This is a genomic window from Pseudomonas sp. (assembly GCF_049645325.1).
Lineage (GTDB): Bacteria > Pseudomonadota > Gammaproteobacteria > Pseudomonadales > Pseudomonadaceae > Aquipseudomonas.
Window position 1 is genome coordinate 1 of record NZ_JBARTQ010000516.1, and the last position, 14,615, is coordinate 14,615.

The window sequence follows — 14,615 nt, forward strand, 5'->3', positions numbered from 1 at the left end:
GTGAGGGCACACCGAGCCACAGCGAGGTGCCGAGTGGAGGGGCAAGAGCGTTTTGCTTACTTTTGCGCTCCACCAAAAGTGAGCCGCTGTAAGAGCGGAACCACTACAAGCCATCACCCCAAGACCGGATATGTACCCAGAAACGCGCCAACGGTAAGTCCGCTAGACCGTCTTGGCCATCCGCCCCGCCAGCAACGCCCAGCCAAACAACACCAGGCACACAATGATCAACGGCCACGACCGCCATTGCAGGTACGGCGTAAGGTCATGCATCGGCACCACTTCACCGTACAAAATGCCGCGCTCGAACTGCGGAATCTGCTCGGTAATCTGCCCAAACGGATTGATCAGCCCGGTCACGCCATTGTTAGTCGCGCGGATCATCCACCGGCCAGCCTCCAGCGCACGCATCTGTGCCATTTGCAGGTGCTGCAGCGGGCCGATGGAGCGGCCGAACCAGGTGTCGTTGCTGATGGTCAGCAACAGGTCGCTCTGGGCTGACAAGCTTGCGGCAAACTCCGGGTACACCACTTCATAACAAATGAACGGCGCAATCTGATAGCCCTTGGCCTGCAGCATCGCTTGGTCGGCCGGCCCACGGGCGAAGTCCGACATCGGCAAGTCGAAGAAGGCAATCACCCCGCGCAGCAGGTCTTGCAGCGGCACGTATTCGCCAAACGGTACGAGTTTCTGCTTGAGATAAGTGCCTTCGCCTTCGCCGAGTACGGTGATGCCGTTGAAGTAGCGCTTCTGGTGGTGCACTTCCTGGCGGATCGGCACGCCGGTGATCAGCGCGGTGTGCCGGTCGGCGGCGAACTTGCCCATCATGCCCAGGTAACCCTCGACGGACTCCTTGAGCACCGGCACCGCCGTTTCCGGCCACACCAACAGGTCGACACGCTTGGAGCTGAAGCTCATGTCACGGTACAGCGCGAGCTGCGCATTCAGCTGCTCGGGGTCCCATTTCATGCTTTGTTCGACGTTGCCCTGGATCGCCGCCACGGTCAGCGGTGCACCGGATGGCGTGGTCCAGGCGTGATGCTTGAGCGCCAGGCCGATGGCCCAGGGCGCAACCAGCAACACCAGGCCTGCGCCTATAAAGCCGTTGCGCTTGCTTGCCAGCAGGCGCGGCAGGTTGCACAGCACAGCCGCCGTCAGCGCCAGTGCGAAGGAAATCAGCCACATCCCGCCCAATGGCGCGAGGCCGGTGAGAGGGCCGTCGAGTTGGCTGTAGCCGGAGTAGAGCCAGGGAAAACCGGTGAGGAACCAGCCGCGAAACGCTTCCTGACCGACCCACAATGCTGCAAACGTCAGTGCATCGGCCAGCGGCGCTTCATTGCGGCGCAGCCAGCGCGCCCAGAGCCAGGCGGGCAGGGCGAAGAACCAGGCGATGGCGGCGGTAAACAACAGCATCAAGAAGCTAGCCAGCAGCACCGAAGCGCCGCCGAAGTGGTGAATGCTGTAGTAGATCCAACTGGTGCCGGCGCCAAACAGGCCGAAGCCAAAGCACCAGCCACGGCCCAGGGCCTGGCGTGGCGTCAGCTCGCGCAGGCCGACATAAAACAGGCCGATCGCCACCAATGCAAATGGCCACAGATCGAACGGCGCCAGCGCCAGGGTGGTGATGGCGCCAGCCACCACGGCCAGCAAGTTACCGGGCCAGCCGGGTGCGATCAAACGGCGCATGTAGGGGTGGGTCATCAGCTATTTCCTGTGTCGCGCCGGGCCTGCTGCGGCACAGGGCAAGGCGCGAGGAGTGGGGTTTGGTTTTTCCAAATGAACGACGAGTAACGCAGCCCTGTGACGCAGCAGGCTCGGCCCTTCGGGTTGCCCCTTAGCGCTGGCCATGCTGCGTTGCAGGCCTTGAAAAGGGAATGCCATTCCCTGCAGCGTGCGCCTTGCCTGGCCTGGCCAGCTCTAAGGGGCAACGCGACACAGGAAATAGCTGATGACCCACCCTTTCCTTAGCGGGCAATAGGTGTCAGGCGAATCAAGTGAATTCGGCGGCTGTCGGCATTCAGGATGCGGAAGCGATACGCGCCGATCTCGGTGGTTTCGTTACGTTTAGGCAAATGCCCGAACGCACTCATCACCAGGCCACCGACGGTGTCGAATTCATCGTCGGAGAATTCGCTGTCGAAAAACTCGTTGAAGTTCTCGATCGGCGTCAGCGCCTTGACCAAAAAGTCACCGCTGGGCAGTGGCTTGATGTAGCTGTCTTCTTCAACGTCGTGCTCGTCTTCGATGTCGCCGACGATCTGTTCCAGCACGTCTTCGATGGTCACAAGACCGGCCACGCCGCCGTATTCGTCGATCACAATGGCCATGTGATTGTGGTTGGCGCGAAACTCGCGCAACAGCACATTCAGGCGCTTGGATTCAGGCACGAAGGTGGCCGGGCGCAGCAGATCCTTGATGTTGAAGTTGTCGCCGTTCTCTTTGAGGATCAGCGGCAACAGGTCCTTGGCCAGCAGGACACCCATGACGTCGTCATGGCTTTCACCGATCACCGGGTAGCGCGAGTGCGCCGAGTCGATCACGGCCGGGAGGAATTCCCGAGGGGTCTGGGTCGCCTTGATGCTGATCATTTGCGAGCGCGGGACCATGATGTCTCGCACTTGCAGGTCAGCCACCTGGATGGCGCCTTCGACGATGGCCAGCGCTTCGCTGTCCAGCAACTTGTTTTGATGCGCCTCGCGCAGGAGCTCCAGCAGCTCCTGGCGGTTTTTCGGCTCGTGGGCAAAAGCCTGGGTCAGTTTACCCAGCCATGACTTCTGCCCGTTGCTCGATCGGTCTTCGCTCATAGCGATTACTCTGAATCCTTTGTTGTTTCAGTTGAGTGTTTTTTAAGCGTCGTCGTCGGCATACGGGTCCGGATGACCCAGTTCTGCAAGCAACGTTTGTTCCAGTGATTCCATTTCCTCGGCTTCGTCATCGTCTATATGGTCGTAACCCAAGAGATGCAAGCAGCCGTGGATGACTAGATGGGCCCAATGGGCCTCAAGTTCCTTGCCTTGTTCCTTCGCTTCGCGCTCCACCACCTCGACACAGATCACCAGGTCGCCCAACAGGGGGATATCCAGTAACTCATCCGGTACGTCAGCGGGGAAGGACAGCACGTTGGTCGCGTAATCCTTTTGGCGCCAGGTGTGATTCAGTTCACGGCCTTCGGGCTCGTCCACCAGGCGGATGGTCAGTTCCGAGTCGGCGGTGCGCTGGCGCAGGGCCAGCGCGCACCACTGACGGAACTGTTCTTCGCTGGGGGCGGGCGCTTCGGTGGCCAGCTGCAGGTCTAGCTCAAGCATCGCGGCGGGCGTCCTTGGACAAACCATCGTCACGGTGTTCGAAGCGCTCGTAGGCTTCGACAATGCGCTGCACCAGCGGGTGGCGAACCACGTCCTTGGGCGAGAAGTGCGTGAAACTGATGCCCGGCACGTCCTTGAGCACTTCAATCACATGGCTCAAGCCCGACTTGGTGCCTTTGGGCAGGTCAACCTGGGTTATGTCGCCGGTGATAATGGCCGTGGAGCCAAACCCGATGCGGGTCAGGAACATCTTCATCTGCTCGACCGTGGTGTTCTGGCTTTCGTCGAGGATGATGAAACTGTTGCTCAAGGTGCGCCCGCGCATGTAGGCCAGCGGGGCGATCTCGATCACCTGACGCTCGATCAGCTTGGCCACGTATTCAAAGCCAAGCATCTCGTAAAGCGCGTCGTAGAGCGGACGCAGGTACGGGTCGATCTTCTGTGCGAGGTCGCCGGGCAGGAAGCCGAGCTTTTCGCCCGCTTCGACCGCCGGGCGCACCAGCAGGATGCGGCGCACTTGCTCGCGCTCAAGGGCATCCACTGCACAGGCTACGGCCAGGTAGGTCTTGCCGGTACCGGCGGGGCCGATGCCGAAATTGATGTCATTACCGAGGATTGCCTTGACGTACTTCTGCTGATTCAAGCCCTTTGGGCGAATCATGCCTTTTTTGGTACGCAGGGCCACGCTGGCTTCAGCGACAGGGTTGTTGGCCAAGTCTTCCACAGCCGATTCCTGCAAATACAGGTGCACGGTTTCTGGCGACAGCTCGCTACCCTTGGTCTCGCGGTAGAGGCGGCGCAACAGGTTTTCTGCAGATGCGGTGTGCTGGGGCTCGCCAATGAGCTCGAACTGATTGCCGCGGTTGCGGATCTCGATGCTCAGGCGTTGTTCGATCAGGCGCAGGTGCTCGTCGAACTGTCCGCACAGGTTGGCGAAACGGCGAGCCTCAAAGGGCTCGAGGAGAAAACGATGGGGTTCTGCGATGGGTGCGTTCAAGGTCGCTTTTAGCCGCCCTTTGGCTGTTGAGGTGAAAGAGAGGATAACGCCAGCCGTCGGTGTGCGAAAGCACTTATATGGACTGCGTAGCCTCTCAAGAACCATGAAGATCTACTGTGGGAGCTGGCTTGCTGTGGTGAGGGGCTTGTCCACCACCGAGTTCACTGTAGATCCAGTAGGGCTGCTCCGCAGCCCGGCGCAGGGCAAGCCTGCTCACCACAGCAAGCCAGCTCCCACATTTTGATCTTCATCAGGTCTAGAGGTCAGTTGACCAACGACCCGCGCAGCGAATGCGGTTGCGCCGCATCGATGTGCACATCGGCGAATTGGCCGATCAGCGTTGGGGTGTCGCAGCGGAAGTTGACGATCCGGTTGTTCTCGGTCCGGCCTTGCAGCTCGCCCGGGTCTTTTTTCGAATAGTCGGTGACCAGGATGCGCTGGATCGAACCGACCATTTGTCGGCTGATTTCGAACCCTTGCTGGTTCAGGCGGTGTTGCAGTGCGTTCAAACGCTCTTTTTTCAGCGCTTCCGGGGTTTCATCCAGCAGGTCTGCGGCCGGGGTGCCCGGGCGCTGGCTATAGACGAACGAGTAGGAGAAGTCGAAACCGACGTCTTCAATCAGCTTCATGGTCTGTTGGAAGTCTTTCTCGGTCTCGCCCGGGAAACCGACGATAAAGTCCGAACTGATGCAGATACCCGGAACCGCTGCGCGCAATTTGCGCAGTTTGGATTTGTATTCCAGGGCCGTGTGGTTGCGTTTCATCGCCGACAAAATGCGGTCCGAGCCCGATTGCACCGGCAAGTGCAGGTGTTTGACCAGCTCCGGCACGTCGGCGTGGGCCTGGATCAGGCTGTCGGAAAACTCCAGCGGGTGCGAGGTGGTGTAGCGAATGCGCTCGATGCCATCCACCGCCGCTACCACGCGGATCAGCTCCGCGAGGTCGGCCAGGCGACCGTCGTGGGTCTGGCCGCGATAGCCGTTGACGTTCTGGCCCAGCAGGGTCACTTCGCGCACGCCGTTTTCGGCCAGGTGGATAATTTCCGACATCACATCGTCAAACGGCCGGCTGACTTCTTCGCCACGGGTGTAGGGCACCACGCAGAAGGTGCAGTACTTGCTGCAGCCTTCCATCACCGACACATAAGCGCTCGGCCCGTCGATGCGGGGCTCGGGCAAATGGTCGAATTTTTCGATTTCCGGGAACGAGACGTCGACCTGCGGCAACTTGGTGAGGCGCGCGGCGTCGATCATTTCCGGCAGGCGGTGCAGGGTTTGCGGGCCGAACACCACGTCGACATAGGGTGCGCGGTCGCGGATTGCGGCGCCTTCCTGGCTGGCCACGCAACCGCCGACGGCGATTACCATGTCCGGGTTAGCCAGTTTCAATTCACGCCAGCGGCCCAGCTGGGAGTACACACGGTCCTGGGCCCGTTCGCGGATCGAGCAGGTATTGAGCAGGATCACGTCGGCATCTTCGGCGCGGGCGGTGACTTCCAGGGCCTGATGTTCGCCCAGCAAGTCGACCATGCGCGAGCTGTCGTACTCGTTCATCTGGCAACCGTGGGTTTCGATGTAAAGCTTCTTGGCCATGGGAATCATCAACTGGTGGTAAAGAACCGCGCATTATAGGGGCCATGTCCATTGGTTCCTAGCGTTGTGCATCGGGTGCCATGCTATAGTTCGCGCCCTCTTTTATATCCCCGATGTGTTATTCGCCCACCATGACCAAACGTGAAGCTCCAATCTACAAGGTGATTTTCCTCAACCAGGGCCAGGTGTTCGAAATGTACGCCAAGCAGATCTATCAAAGTGATCTGTGGGGCTTCCTGGAAGTGGAAGAGTTCGTCTTTGGCGAGCGCACCCAGTTGGTCGTCGACCCGGGCGAAGAAAAACTCAAGGCGCAGTTCGAAGGCGTGGTGCGCAGCTTTGTGCCGATGCATTCGATTGTGCGCATCGATGAGGTCGAGCGCCTGGGTACACCGAAGATCAGCGAGGCGCGTGGCACCAGCAATGTGATGCCGTTCCCGATGCCGATGCCTGAGAAGTAGGGTTTTAGACCGGGTTGGCCCCATCGCAGGCAAGCCAGCTCCCACATTTGACTGTGTGCACAATCAAAATGTGGGAGCTGGCTTGCCTGCGATAGCAATAGAAGGGTTTAGCTGAAATCAGGGCAGGGGCGAAAAGGGCGAGCGCCCGTCGGCACTCTGCAATTCCTGCAAGTAATTGCGGAAGATCTGCCCCAACACCTGGGTGGCCACTTCCAGTTCATCACGCTGCATGTGCTCGGCGACTTCGTCGGCAGTGTCCAGCGCATCTTCGGCGCCGTTGACCGCGGCCATTTTCAGCACGATGTAGGCTTGCACGTTGTTGGCCGGCACGCCTTCGCCGTGAAAGAACATAGTGCCCAGCTGGAATTGCGCTTGCGCATGGCCCTGCAACGAGGCTTTCTCGAAGTAGCTCAAGGCTTTGTTGAGGTCGCGGGCGGGGTTTTTGCTGTCGTGGAAGTACTCACCCAACTCGTATTGCGCCTGCGCATCCCCGTCATCGGCCTGTTTCTGGCACGCGCTCAGGGCTTCGGCCTGGCTGTCTGGCTGGGTATTGAGGGTGCAACGACCCATCGCTGGGATTAACAACGAGTTGCCGCCTGCTTGTGCATGTGCCAGCAGCGGCTGAAGGAGCAACAGGCAGCCCAGAACCAGGGTGCGGCCGGTGCGTTTCATGGGAATCGACTTACCTCTGACGGGGCACGCGGACCCTCGGGGAGTCCAATAAGCGCGCATTATGAAATAAGCAGGCACCTGCTTACAAAGTCTTTACTCGTTTTTCTGCTGCGTGGGCAAGTTATCTGCCGGATTGCAGGTGATTTCTCGGAAAATGCAGGAAATCTCTGTAAGCAAAGTAGCAAATCTGACGTCGCCGTGGGCAACGTCAGAGAGTTACGTCACCTATTTCAGGGCCGCGAAGGCGCGCTCGGCAGCATCCAGGGTCAATTTCAACTCGGCGTCGCCATGGGCGATCGAGGTGAAGCCGGCTTCGAAGGCACTCGGTGCCAGGTAGACGCCGCCTTCCAGCATCAGGTGGAAGAAGCGCTTGAAGAGGTCGGCGTCGCTGCCCATCACGTCATCAAAGGTGACGATGTCGTCGGCGCCACTGAAGTACAGGCCGAACATGCCGCCCGCCTGGGTGGTCACAAACGGAATGCCCGCTGCATCGGCACGTTGTTGCAGGCCATCGAGCAGGCGAGTGGTGTAGTCGGTCAGCTCGGCATGAAAGCCCGGGCGGCTGATCAGGCGCAAGGTGGTCAGGCCGGCGGCCATGGCCAACGGGTTGCCCGACAACGTGCCCGCCTGGTACACCGGGCCCAGCGGTGCGATGTGGTGCATGATTTCGCGCTTGCCGCCGAAGCAGCCTACCGGCATGCCGCCGCCGATGATTTTGCCGAAGGTGCTCAGGTCCGGCGTGACACCGTAGTGAGCCTGGGCGCCGCCGAGGGCGACACGGAAACCGGTCATCACTTCGTCAAAAATCAGTACCACGCCGTGCTTGTCGCACTGCTCGCGCAGGCCTTCGAGGAAGCCTGGCGCCGGCGGTACGCAGTTCATGTTGCCGGCCACGGGCTCGACGATGATGCACGCAACTTCTTCGCCCACTTCATCGAGCATCTGCTCGACGGCAGCGATGTCGTTGAACGGCAGGGTCAGGGTGTGTTTGGCAAACGCTGCCGGCACGCCGGCCGAGCTCGGCACGCCTTGGGTCAGGGCGCCGGAACCGGCTTTGACCAGCAGGCTGTCGGAGTGACCGTGGTAGCAGCCTTCGAACTTGATGATGCTGTCGCGGCCAGTGAAACCACGGGCCAGGCGAATCGCGCTCATGGTGGCTTCGGTGCCGGAGCTGACCATGCGCACCATTTCCATCGACGGCACGATCGAGCACACCAGGTCAGCCATCTCGGTTTCCATGGCGGTTGGGGCGCCGTAGGACAAACCGTGTTGCAGTTGCTGGCGCACCGCGTCCAGCACGTCCGGGTGGCTGTGACCGAGGATCATCGGGCCCCAGGAGCCCACGTAGTCAACGTAGCGTTTGTCATCTTCGTCGGTGACGTAGGCGCCTTCGGCGTGCTTGAAGAACAACGGCGTGCCGCCAACGCTCTTGAACGCACGCACGGGGGAGTTCACACCGCCGGGGATGTGTTTCTGGGCATTGGCAAACAGGGTTTCGGAACGGGACATGAGCAGGCTCTCTAAACTGAATATTTAAGAAGGTCGTTGAAGGCGCGAGCGCGGCGCGTGACTTCCTGTGTGCTGTCGGCACCGAACAGGCCGTGCACCACGGCGAGCAGGTCGGCACCGTGGGCCACCAGCGGTTCGGCGTTTTCCAGGCTGACGCCGCCAATCACGCAGATCGGCAACTGCAGGCGCGTGCGGGCGTCGGCCAGCATCTCGACGGTGGCGGCGGGCGCGCCGGGCTTGGTGTTGGAATTGAAGAAGCGGCCAAAGGCGACATAACTGGCACCTTCTTTTGCGGCCTGCTCGGCCAGTTCGATCTGGCTGTGGCAGGTGGCGCCGATGATCGCCTTGGAACCGAGCAGCGCGCGGGCCGGGGTCAATGGGCCGTCGGTCTGGCCCAGGTGCACGCCGACGCCCAGGCGCGCGGCCAGTTCGGCGTCGTCGTTGATGATCAACTGGGTCTTGTAGCGCGAGCACAGCTCGCGCAGTTTCTCGGCCTCGCGCAGACGGCGGGCCTCGTCACTGCTTTTGTCGCGGTATTGCAGCAGGGTCACACCGCCGTCCAGCGCCGCTTCGACGTAGGCGAGGAATTTACCGGCCAACAGTTGGCTGTCGGTAATGGCGTAAAGGCCACGTAGTTTCATCGGGCAGGCCCCTTTGTCGTCTTACGAGCAGAAATCCAGCGGCAGACGGCGCGGCACGAACTGGCCCTGGCCGAGTTGTTCGGCGTCACGCAGGGTGCGCCAAGTGTAGTTGAGCGCCGATTGCACGGCGCTGACCAAGCCTTCGCCCTGAGCGATCCGCCCGGCCAGCGCACTGGCCAGCGTGCAGCCCGAACCGTGATAGCTGCCGGGTAGGCGCTGGCAGGTAAAGGTCTGCTGCGTGCCGTCGCGGCTGTACAAGCGGTTGTGCACTTCATGCTCGTCGCCATGGCCGCCGGTGATCAACAGGTGCTTGATAAACGGCAGCAGTTTGTCGGCGCATTCGTCTGCCGTGCCGTTGGGCAATTCAGCAAGGATGCGCGCTTCAGGCAGGTTAGGCGTGGCAATCAGCGACAGGGGCAACAGCCGCTCGCGCATGGCGTAGCCGACTTCGTCCTTGCCCAGGCTGCCACCGCCGCCGGCACGCAGCACCGGGTCGCAGACCACCGGCAGGTGCGGGTGCGCCTGTAGCAGTTCGACCACGGTGTCGACCATGGCGGTGGAGCCGAGCATGCCCAGCTTGACCGCCGCGACGTCGGAATCGCTGAGCACGGCATTGGCCTGAGCCAGCACCCACTCGCGGTCGAGCACGCGGAAATCGCTGACATTGACGGTGTTCTGCACGGTCAGGGCGGTGACGGCCGGAGCCGCATGACAGCCTTGGGCGAGCAGGGCTTCGATATCTGCCTGCAAGCCGGCGCCACCACTGGGATCATGGCCGGAGAGACAGAGGACAACGGGGCGAGAGCTGTAGATATTCATGGTGCGCGAGCTTACCACCAAACGCTTTTTGCGTGGCCGTCTGGCGATGGCTGAATTTTGCCTGTGCCTTTGCGCAAACGTGGCTTTTGGCTAGTGCCCGCGACAGTCAGGGAAACTCCATGAAAGCCCCGATCTAGAGCCTTCCAAAAAATTAATCCGGTAGTGTCCAATGGCCTTTACCGGCTATGCTAGAGTGGATCCAAACAACTTACTGTATCGCCGGTGTACGTCATCTCAAAAGGAATGGGGGCTTTTGACATAACCGGACAGGCCACGCCGGGGCTCTATGCGCTATTTGCTGATCTTTATATTGTGCGGGCTGCCAATGCTCGCCAGCGCCATCGAGTTTGATCAGAGCACTCGAAGCCTGCCGCTGGGCCGTCTGATGCAAGTGCTCGAAGACCCCACCGATGCCCTGACCATCACCGAGGTCAGCTCCCCCGCCTACGCCGCCAAATTCAAGACCCACGACAAAGCCACCCTCAATGCCGGATATTCGCGCTCGGTGTTCTGGCTCAAGGTCGACCTGCATTACGTCGCCCAAGACCCGCGCGCACCGCGTACCTGGTTCCTGGAACTGGCTTACCCGCCGCTGAACCGTCTGGACCTGTACCAGCGTGACAGCGCCGGCGGCTATCGACTGATCACCCGCACTGGCAGCACGCTGCCGTTCTCCAGCCGTGAAGTGCGCCAGAGCAATTACCTGTTCAAGCTCAACTTCGTGCCCGACCAGCAGGAAACCATTTACCTGCGCCTGCAAAGCGAAGGGTCGATTCAGGCCCCGCTGACCCTGTGGGCCGGCACTGCGTACCTGGAGGAGCAACCGCTGCGCCTGTATGTGCTGGGCGCCATCTACGGCGTATTGCTCGGGATGCTGATCTACAACCTGTTTATCTACCTGAGTGTGCGCGACACCAGCTACCTCTATTACATCCTTTATATCGCCTCGTTCGGCCTGTATCAGCTGTCGGTCAACGGCGTGGCCGTGGAGTATTTCTGGCCGAATAACCCGTGGTGGGCGAATGCGGCGGTGCCGTTCCTGATCGGCTCGGCGGCGTTGTTCGGCAGCCTGTTCGCCCGCAGTTTCCTGCACACCGCGCAACACAGCCGCTGGCTCAACCGGATATTGCTGGCGCTGGCGGCCTGCGGCGCCGTGGTGATGGCGCTGGCCTTGCTCACCAGCTACGCCGTGGCGCTGCGCCTGGCCACCGGTTTGGCGCTGGTGTTCACCGTGACCATCTTCGTCGCGGCGATCAAGGCCTGGTATTGCGGCCAACGCATGGCGCGCTACTTCATCATCGCCTGGTCGGCGTTCCTGCTGGGCGGGGTGGTCAACACCCTGATGGTGCTGGGCTACCTGCCCAATATGTTCCTCACCATGTACGCCAGCCAGCTCGGCTCGGCCATCGAAGTGGCGCTGCTGTCCCTGGCCCTGGCCGACCGTATCAACGGCATGCGCGAGCAACAGGCACAGATTTTGTTGGACGCCAGCCAGAAGCTCGAAGTGCTCAACCAGCAGTTGGCCCGCAGCAACCGCCTCAAAGACGAATTCCTCGCGACCCTGACACACGAGTTGCGCACGCCCATGAACGGGGTGATCGGCTCCCTCGAACTGATGCAAACCCTGCCGCTGGACGACGACCTGGCGCAGTACCAGCAAACCGCCGCCGGTTCGGCGCGCGACATGATGCGCATGGTCAACGGCATCCTGACCCTCACCGAACTGCAGGCCGGGCGCCTCACGGCGCAGCCCGAAGTGTTCAGCCTGCGCGGCACGCTCGACGCCCTGCGCCAGCAGTTCAACGCCAGCGCCCAGAGCAAAGGCCTGGCGTTTTCCATCGACGTGGCGGATGAACTGCCGGACCGCGTGATCGGTGATGCCGGCAAGCTCACGCAGTGCCTGGATTGCCTGCTCGACAATGCCTTCAAGTTCACCCACGACGGCGCCGTGCGCCTGCGCGTGGTCGGTGTGCCCCACAGCGACGGCTCGCTGCGCCTGAGCTTTATTGTCACGGACACCGGTATCGGTTTCGCCTTCCTCGACGAGGCCACGCTGTACCAGCGCTTCTTCCAGCTCGACGGTTCGATGACCCGTGAATACGGTGGGCTGGGCATCGGCCTGGCGATTTGCCGGCAACTGATCGAATTGCTGGGCGGGCGCCTGACCCATCATTCCGAGCCACGCAAGGGCAGCCGTTTCCAGTTGGAAATGCACGTCAGCCCAGTGCCGCAAGAGGTCAAGCCGCCGGCGCAAGCGCCCCACGCCCAGCGCGCGCCCCAGGACTGCGCAGTGTTGCTGGTGGACGACAACAGCGTCGGCCAACTGGCCGTGCGCGGCATGCTGCTCAAGCTCGGCTACCGGGTCAAAACCGTGGACAGCGGCCCGGCGGCGCTGGCGACCTTGCAGGCAGAAACCTTCGATGCCGTGCTGCTGGACGTGCCTGAAGGCGGCTTCTCGTTGTGCTGCCAGATCCGTGCACTGCCCGGGTGTGGCGAGCTGCCGGTGATTGCCCTGAGCGCATCAATGCAAGCGCCCGAGCGCGAGCGCTGCCATGGCGTTGGTATCACTGATCGGCTGGCCAAACCGGTGCGTTTCGAGGCGTTGCAGGCAGTGCTGGAGCGCCGGCTGTTGTGTCCGCTAGAGGGTGAAAGCGCCGAACATTCGGCGCGTATGCCACTTTTTTAAGCCGGTTGACGGTGCTTAACTGAAATTCAGGCCTCAACCGCACGTGGCCTTTTTTCCAGGAGGCCCGTCATGAACCTGCATCAGTTTGCCGAAACCCACGACGTCACCAACCAGCCACCGTCCCTGGACGGCACCAACCTGTACCGCATCGACTTGCCACTGCAGGACTGGTCGCGCCGCTTCGGCGCCGGCTGGGCCGAGGCGCGTATCGATGCCTATGGCGCGCTGGCCGGTGGGCCGCTGATGCAGGCGGGGTTTCTGGCGAATGAAAACAAGCCGGTGTTCCACAGCCATGACCGTTACGGCCATCGCATTGACCTGGTCGAGTTTCATCCGGCCTATCACGAACTGATGCGCACGGCCGTCGAACACGGCCTGCCGTCGCTGCCGTGGGCGCATCCGCAGCCCGGCGCCCACGTGGCCCGCGCCGCCATGACGTACTTGCACAGCCAGGCCGAAGCGGGCACCGGTTGCCCGCTGACCATGACGTTCGCCTGCGTTCCGGCCCTGCGCCTGCAACCCGACCTGGCGCAGACCTGGCTGCCGAAAATCCTCAACACCGAGTACGACCCGCGCAACGTCGGCATCGCCCACAAGGGCGGCGCCACCATTGGCATGGCCATGACCGAGAAGCAGGGCGGCACCGACGTGCGTGCCAACACCACCCGCGCTTATCCCGTGGGGGCGGGCGGCCCCGGCCAAGCCTATGAGCTGGTGGGCCACAAATGGTTCTGCTCGGCGCCGATGTGCGACGGGTTCCTGACCCTGGCGCAGACCGACAAGGGCCTGACCTGTTTCCTGCTGCCCCGGCACCGCCCGGACGACACGCGCAACGAGTTCTACATACAGCGCCTGAAGAACAAACTCGGCAACTGCTCCAATGCCTCCAGCGAGGTGGAGTTTCGCGGCGCCCTGGCGTGGATGATCGGCGAAGAAGGCCGTGGCGTGCCGACCATTATCGAGATGGTCGCCATGACCCGTTTCGATTGCATGGTTGGCTCCAGCGCGCTGATGCGCCAGGCACTGACCCAGGCCAGCCATCATTGCGCCCATCGCCTGGTCGGCGGGCGCGTGCTCAGCGAGCAGCCACTGATGCAAAACGTGTTGGCCGACCTGGCCCTGGAAAGCGAGGCCGCACTGGCCATGAGCCTGCGCATGGGCCGGGCGCTGGATCACCTCGACAGTGGGCAGGAAGCCAAATTCGCCCGGCTGGTGACGGCAGTGGGCAAGTATTGGATCTGCAAACTCGCGCCGGCAATGATCAACGAAGCCGCCGAATGCATGGGCGGCGCGGGGTATGTCGAGGACAGCATCCTGCCGCGCCTTTACCGTGAGGCGCCGGTGAATTCGACGTGGGAGGGTTCCGGCAACGTGCAGTGCCTCGACGTGCTGCGCGCACTGTCGAAAGAGCCCGGTGTGCTGGAGGCGCTGTTTGTCGAACTGGGCGACGGCCATGGCGACAAGCAACTGGCGCGGCATATCGAGCAGTTGAAAGCCGCATTCATGGACACCCAGGACATCCAGTACCGCGCACGCCAGCTCACTGAGGACATTGCTGTGGCGTTGCAGGCCAAGCTGTTACTGGAGGCCGGCAATGCGGCGGTCAGCGATGGCTTTATTGCCAGCCGCCTGGGTGAGTCGTCCGGTCGGGTGTACGGCACGCTGCCGCGCGGGGTGGACGTGGCGGCGATTGTTGCCAGGTCCACGCCGATTACTTCTGAATAAACACAGGCACATGTGGGCGCTGGCTTGCCTGCGATAGCGGTCTGTCGGTCACATTGTTGCTGGCTGACACACCGCTATCGCAGCATAAGTATCTACACATCGTTGTAGTGAGCGGGCTTGCCCCGCGCTGGGCTGCGAAGCGGCCCCAAACCAGGCAACCTGGTTCTATCTGGAACTCGGCGGAGTCTTTGTTGGGGCCGCTTCGCAGCCC

At 61.8% G+C, this 14,615-nt stretch carries 12 protein-coding genes; 3 read left to right on the forward strand and 9 right to left on the reverse strand.

The genetic code is table 11. The features are described from left to right. Nucleotides 1-162 precede the first annotated feature (162 nt). The 5 genes from lnt to miaB all read right to left on the reverse strand — a co-directional run bounded on the left by lnt (nt 163) and on the right by miaB (nt 5,894). Nucleotides 163-1,686 carry an apolipoprotein N-acyltransferase gene (gene lnt / locus WBB95_RS21950; RefSeq protein ID WP_424489487.1) on the reverse strand — a complete coding sequence of 508 codons (1,524 nt, stop codon included), beginning with the start codon at nt 1,684-1,686 and terminating at the stop codon, nt 163-165. A 278-nt stretch (nt 1,687-1,964) separates the two neighbouring features. Next, a complete protein-coding gene (locus WBB95_RS21955; RefSeq protein ID WP_015373027.1) occupies nt 1,965-2,804 on the reverse strand; it encodes an HlyC/CorC family transporter in 840 nt (279 codons plus the stop codon). 42 nt (nt 2,805-2,846) lie between these two features. Next, nucleotides 2,847-3,305 carry an rRNA maturation RNase YbeY gene (gene ybeY / locus WBB95_RS21960; protein WP_424489478.1) on the reverse strand — a complete coding sequence of 153 codons (459 nt, stop codon included), beginning with the start codon at nt 3,303-3,305 and terminating at the stop codon, nt 2,847-2,849. Then, nucleotides 3,298-4,302 (reverse strand): PhoH family protein, encoded by a 1,005-nt coding sequence (locus tag WBB95_RS21965; protein WP_424489479.1) that lies wholly within the window; start codon nt 4,300-4,302, stop codon nt 3,298-3,300. Before WBB95_RS21965 ends, ybeY begins: the two co-directional genes overlap by 8 nt. A gap of 263 nt (nt 4,303-4,565) precedes the next feature. Beyond that, complete coding sequence (miaB, locus tag WBB95_RS21970) at nt 4,566-5,894, reverse strand: tRNA (N6-isopentenyl adenosine(37)-C2)-methylthiotransferase MiaB (RefSeq protein ID WP_424489480.1); 1,329 nt, start codon at nt 5,892-5,894, stop codon at nt 4,566-4,568. A 131-nt stretch (nt 5,895-6,025) separates the two neighbouring features. On the opposite strand from miaB, the gene WBB95_RS21975 reads away from it, so the two are divergent. Next, nucleotides 6,026-6,352: a DUF1820 family protein gene (locus WBB95_RS21975; protein ID WP_003194436.1), complete on the forward strand. Its 327-nt coding sequence runs from the start codon at nt 6,026-6,028 to the stop codon at nt 6,350-6,352. A gap of 117 nt (nt 6,353-6,469) precedes the next feature. On the opposite strand, the gene WBB95_RS21980 is transcribed toward WBB95_RS21975, so the two are convergent. The 4 genes from WBB95_RS21980 to WBB95_RS21995 form a co-directional block, all read right to left on the reverse strand. Next, on the reverse strand, nt 6,470-7,024 hold the full coding sequence (locus WBB95_RS21980) for a tetratricopeptide repeat protein (RefSeq protein ID WP_424489481.1): 555 nt from the start codon (nt 7,022-7,024) through the stop codon (nt 6,470-6,472). Nucleotides 7,025-7,249: 225 nt separating this feature from the next. Then, on the reverse strand, nt 7,250-8,533 hold the full coding sequence (gene hemL / locus WBB95_RS21985; RefSeq protein WP_424489482.1) for a glutamate-1-semialdehyde 2,1-aminomutase: 1,284 nt from the start codon (nt 8,531-8,533) through the stop codon (nt 7,250-7,252). An 11-nt stretch (nt 8,534-8,544) separates the two neighbouring features. Continuing rightward, nucleotides 8,545-9,174: a thiamine phosphate synthase gene (thiE, locus tag WBB95_RS21990; protein ID WP_424489483.1), complete on the reverse strand. Its 630-nt coding sequence runs from the start codon at nt 9,172-9,174 to the stop codon at nt 8,545-8,547. Between the two features lie 21 nt (nt 9,175-9,195). Next, nucleotides 9,196-9,993, reverse strand: coding sequence for a hydroxymethylpyrimidine/phosphomethylpyrimidine kinase (locus WBB95_RS21995; protein WP_424489484.1), 798 nt, complete (start codon nt 9,991-9,993; stop codon nt 9,196-9,198). A 286-nt stretch (nt 9,994-10,279) separates the two neighbouring features. Here WBB95_RS21995 and WBB95_RS22000 point away from each other — a divergent pair, with 286 nt between their 5' ends. Together WBB95_RS22000 and WBB95_RS22005 are read left to right on the forward strand one after the other, a co-directional pair. Continuing rightward, on the forward strand, nt 10,280-12,679 hold the full coding sequence (locus tag WBB95_RS22000) for a hybrid sensor histidine kinase/response regulator (RefSeq protein WP_424489485.1): 2,400 nt from the start codon (nt 10,280-10,282) through the stop codon (nt 12,677-12,679). Between the two features lie 69 nt (nt 12,680-12,748). Continuing rightward, nucleotides 12,749-14,404, forward strand: coding sequence for an acyl-CoA dehydrogenase family protein (locus WBB95_RS22005; protein WP_424489486.1), 1,656 nt, complete (start codon nt 12,749-12,751; stop codon nt 14,402-14,404). The last annotated feature ends 211 nt before the right edge of the window (nt 14,405-14,615 follow it).

Bases quoted from the DNA above. Each gene is read 5' to 3' on its own strand.
- lnt (WP_424489487.1), bottom strand. From the start codon at position 1,686: ATGCGCCGTTTGATCGCACCCGGCTGGCCCGGTAACTTGCTGGCCGTG.
- WBB95_RS21955 (WP_015373027.1), bottom strand. From the start codon at position 2,804: ATGAGCGAAGACCGATCGAGCAACGGGCAGAAGTCATGGCTGGGTAAA.
- ybeY (WP_424489478.1), bottom strand. From the start codon at position 3,305: ATGCTTGAGCTAGACCTGCAGCTGGCCACCGAAGCGCCCGCCCCCAGC.
- miaB (WP_424489480.1), bottom strand. From the start codon at position 5,894: ATGGCCAAGAAGCTTTACATCGAAACCCACGGTTGCCAGATGAACGAG.
- WBB95_RS21975 (WP_003194436.1), top strand. From the start codon at position 6,026: ATGACCAAACGTGAAGCTCCAATCTACAAGGTGATTTTCCTCAACCAG.
- WBB95_RS21980 (WP_424489481.1), bottom strand. From the start codon at position 7,024: ATGAAACGCACCGGCCGCACCCTGGTTCTGGGCTGCCTGTTGCTCCTT.
- hemL (WP_424489482.1), bottom strand. From the start codon at position 8,533: ATGTCCCGTTCCGAAACCCTGTTTGCCAATGCCCAGAAACACATCCCC.
- thiE (WP_424489483.1), bottom strand. From the start codon at position 9,174: ATGAAACTACGTGGCCTTTACGCCATTACCGACAGCCAACTGTTGGCC.
- WBB95_RS21995 (WP_424489484.1), bottom strand. From the start codon at position 9,993: ATGAATATCTACAGCTCTCGCCCCGTTGTCCTCTGTCTCTCCGGCCAT.
- WBB95_RS22000 (WP_424489485.1), top strand. From the start codon at position 10,280: ATGCGCTATTTGCTGATCTTTATATTGTGCGGGCTGCCAATGCTCGCC.
- WBB95_RS22005 (WP_424489486.1), top strand. From the start codon at position 12,749: ATGAACCTGCATCAGTTTGCCGAAACCCACGACGTCACCAACCAGCCA.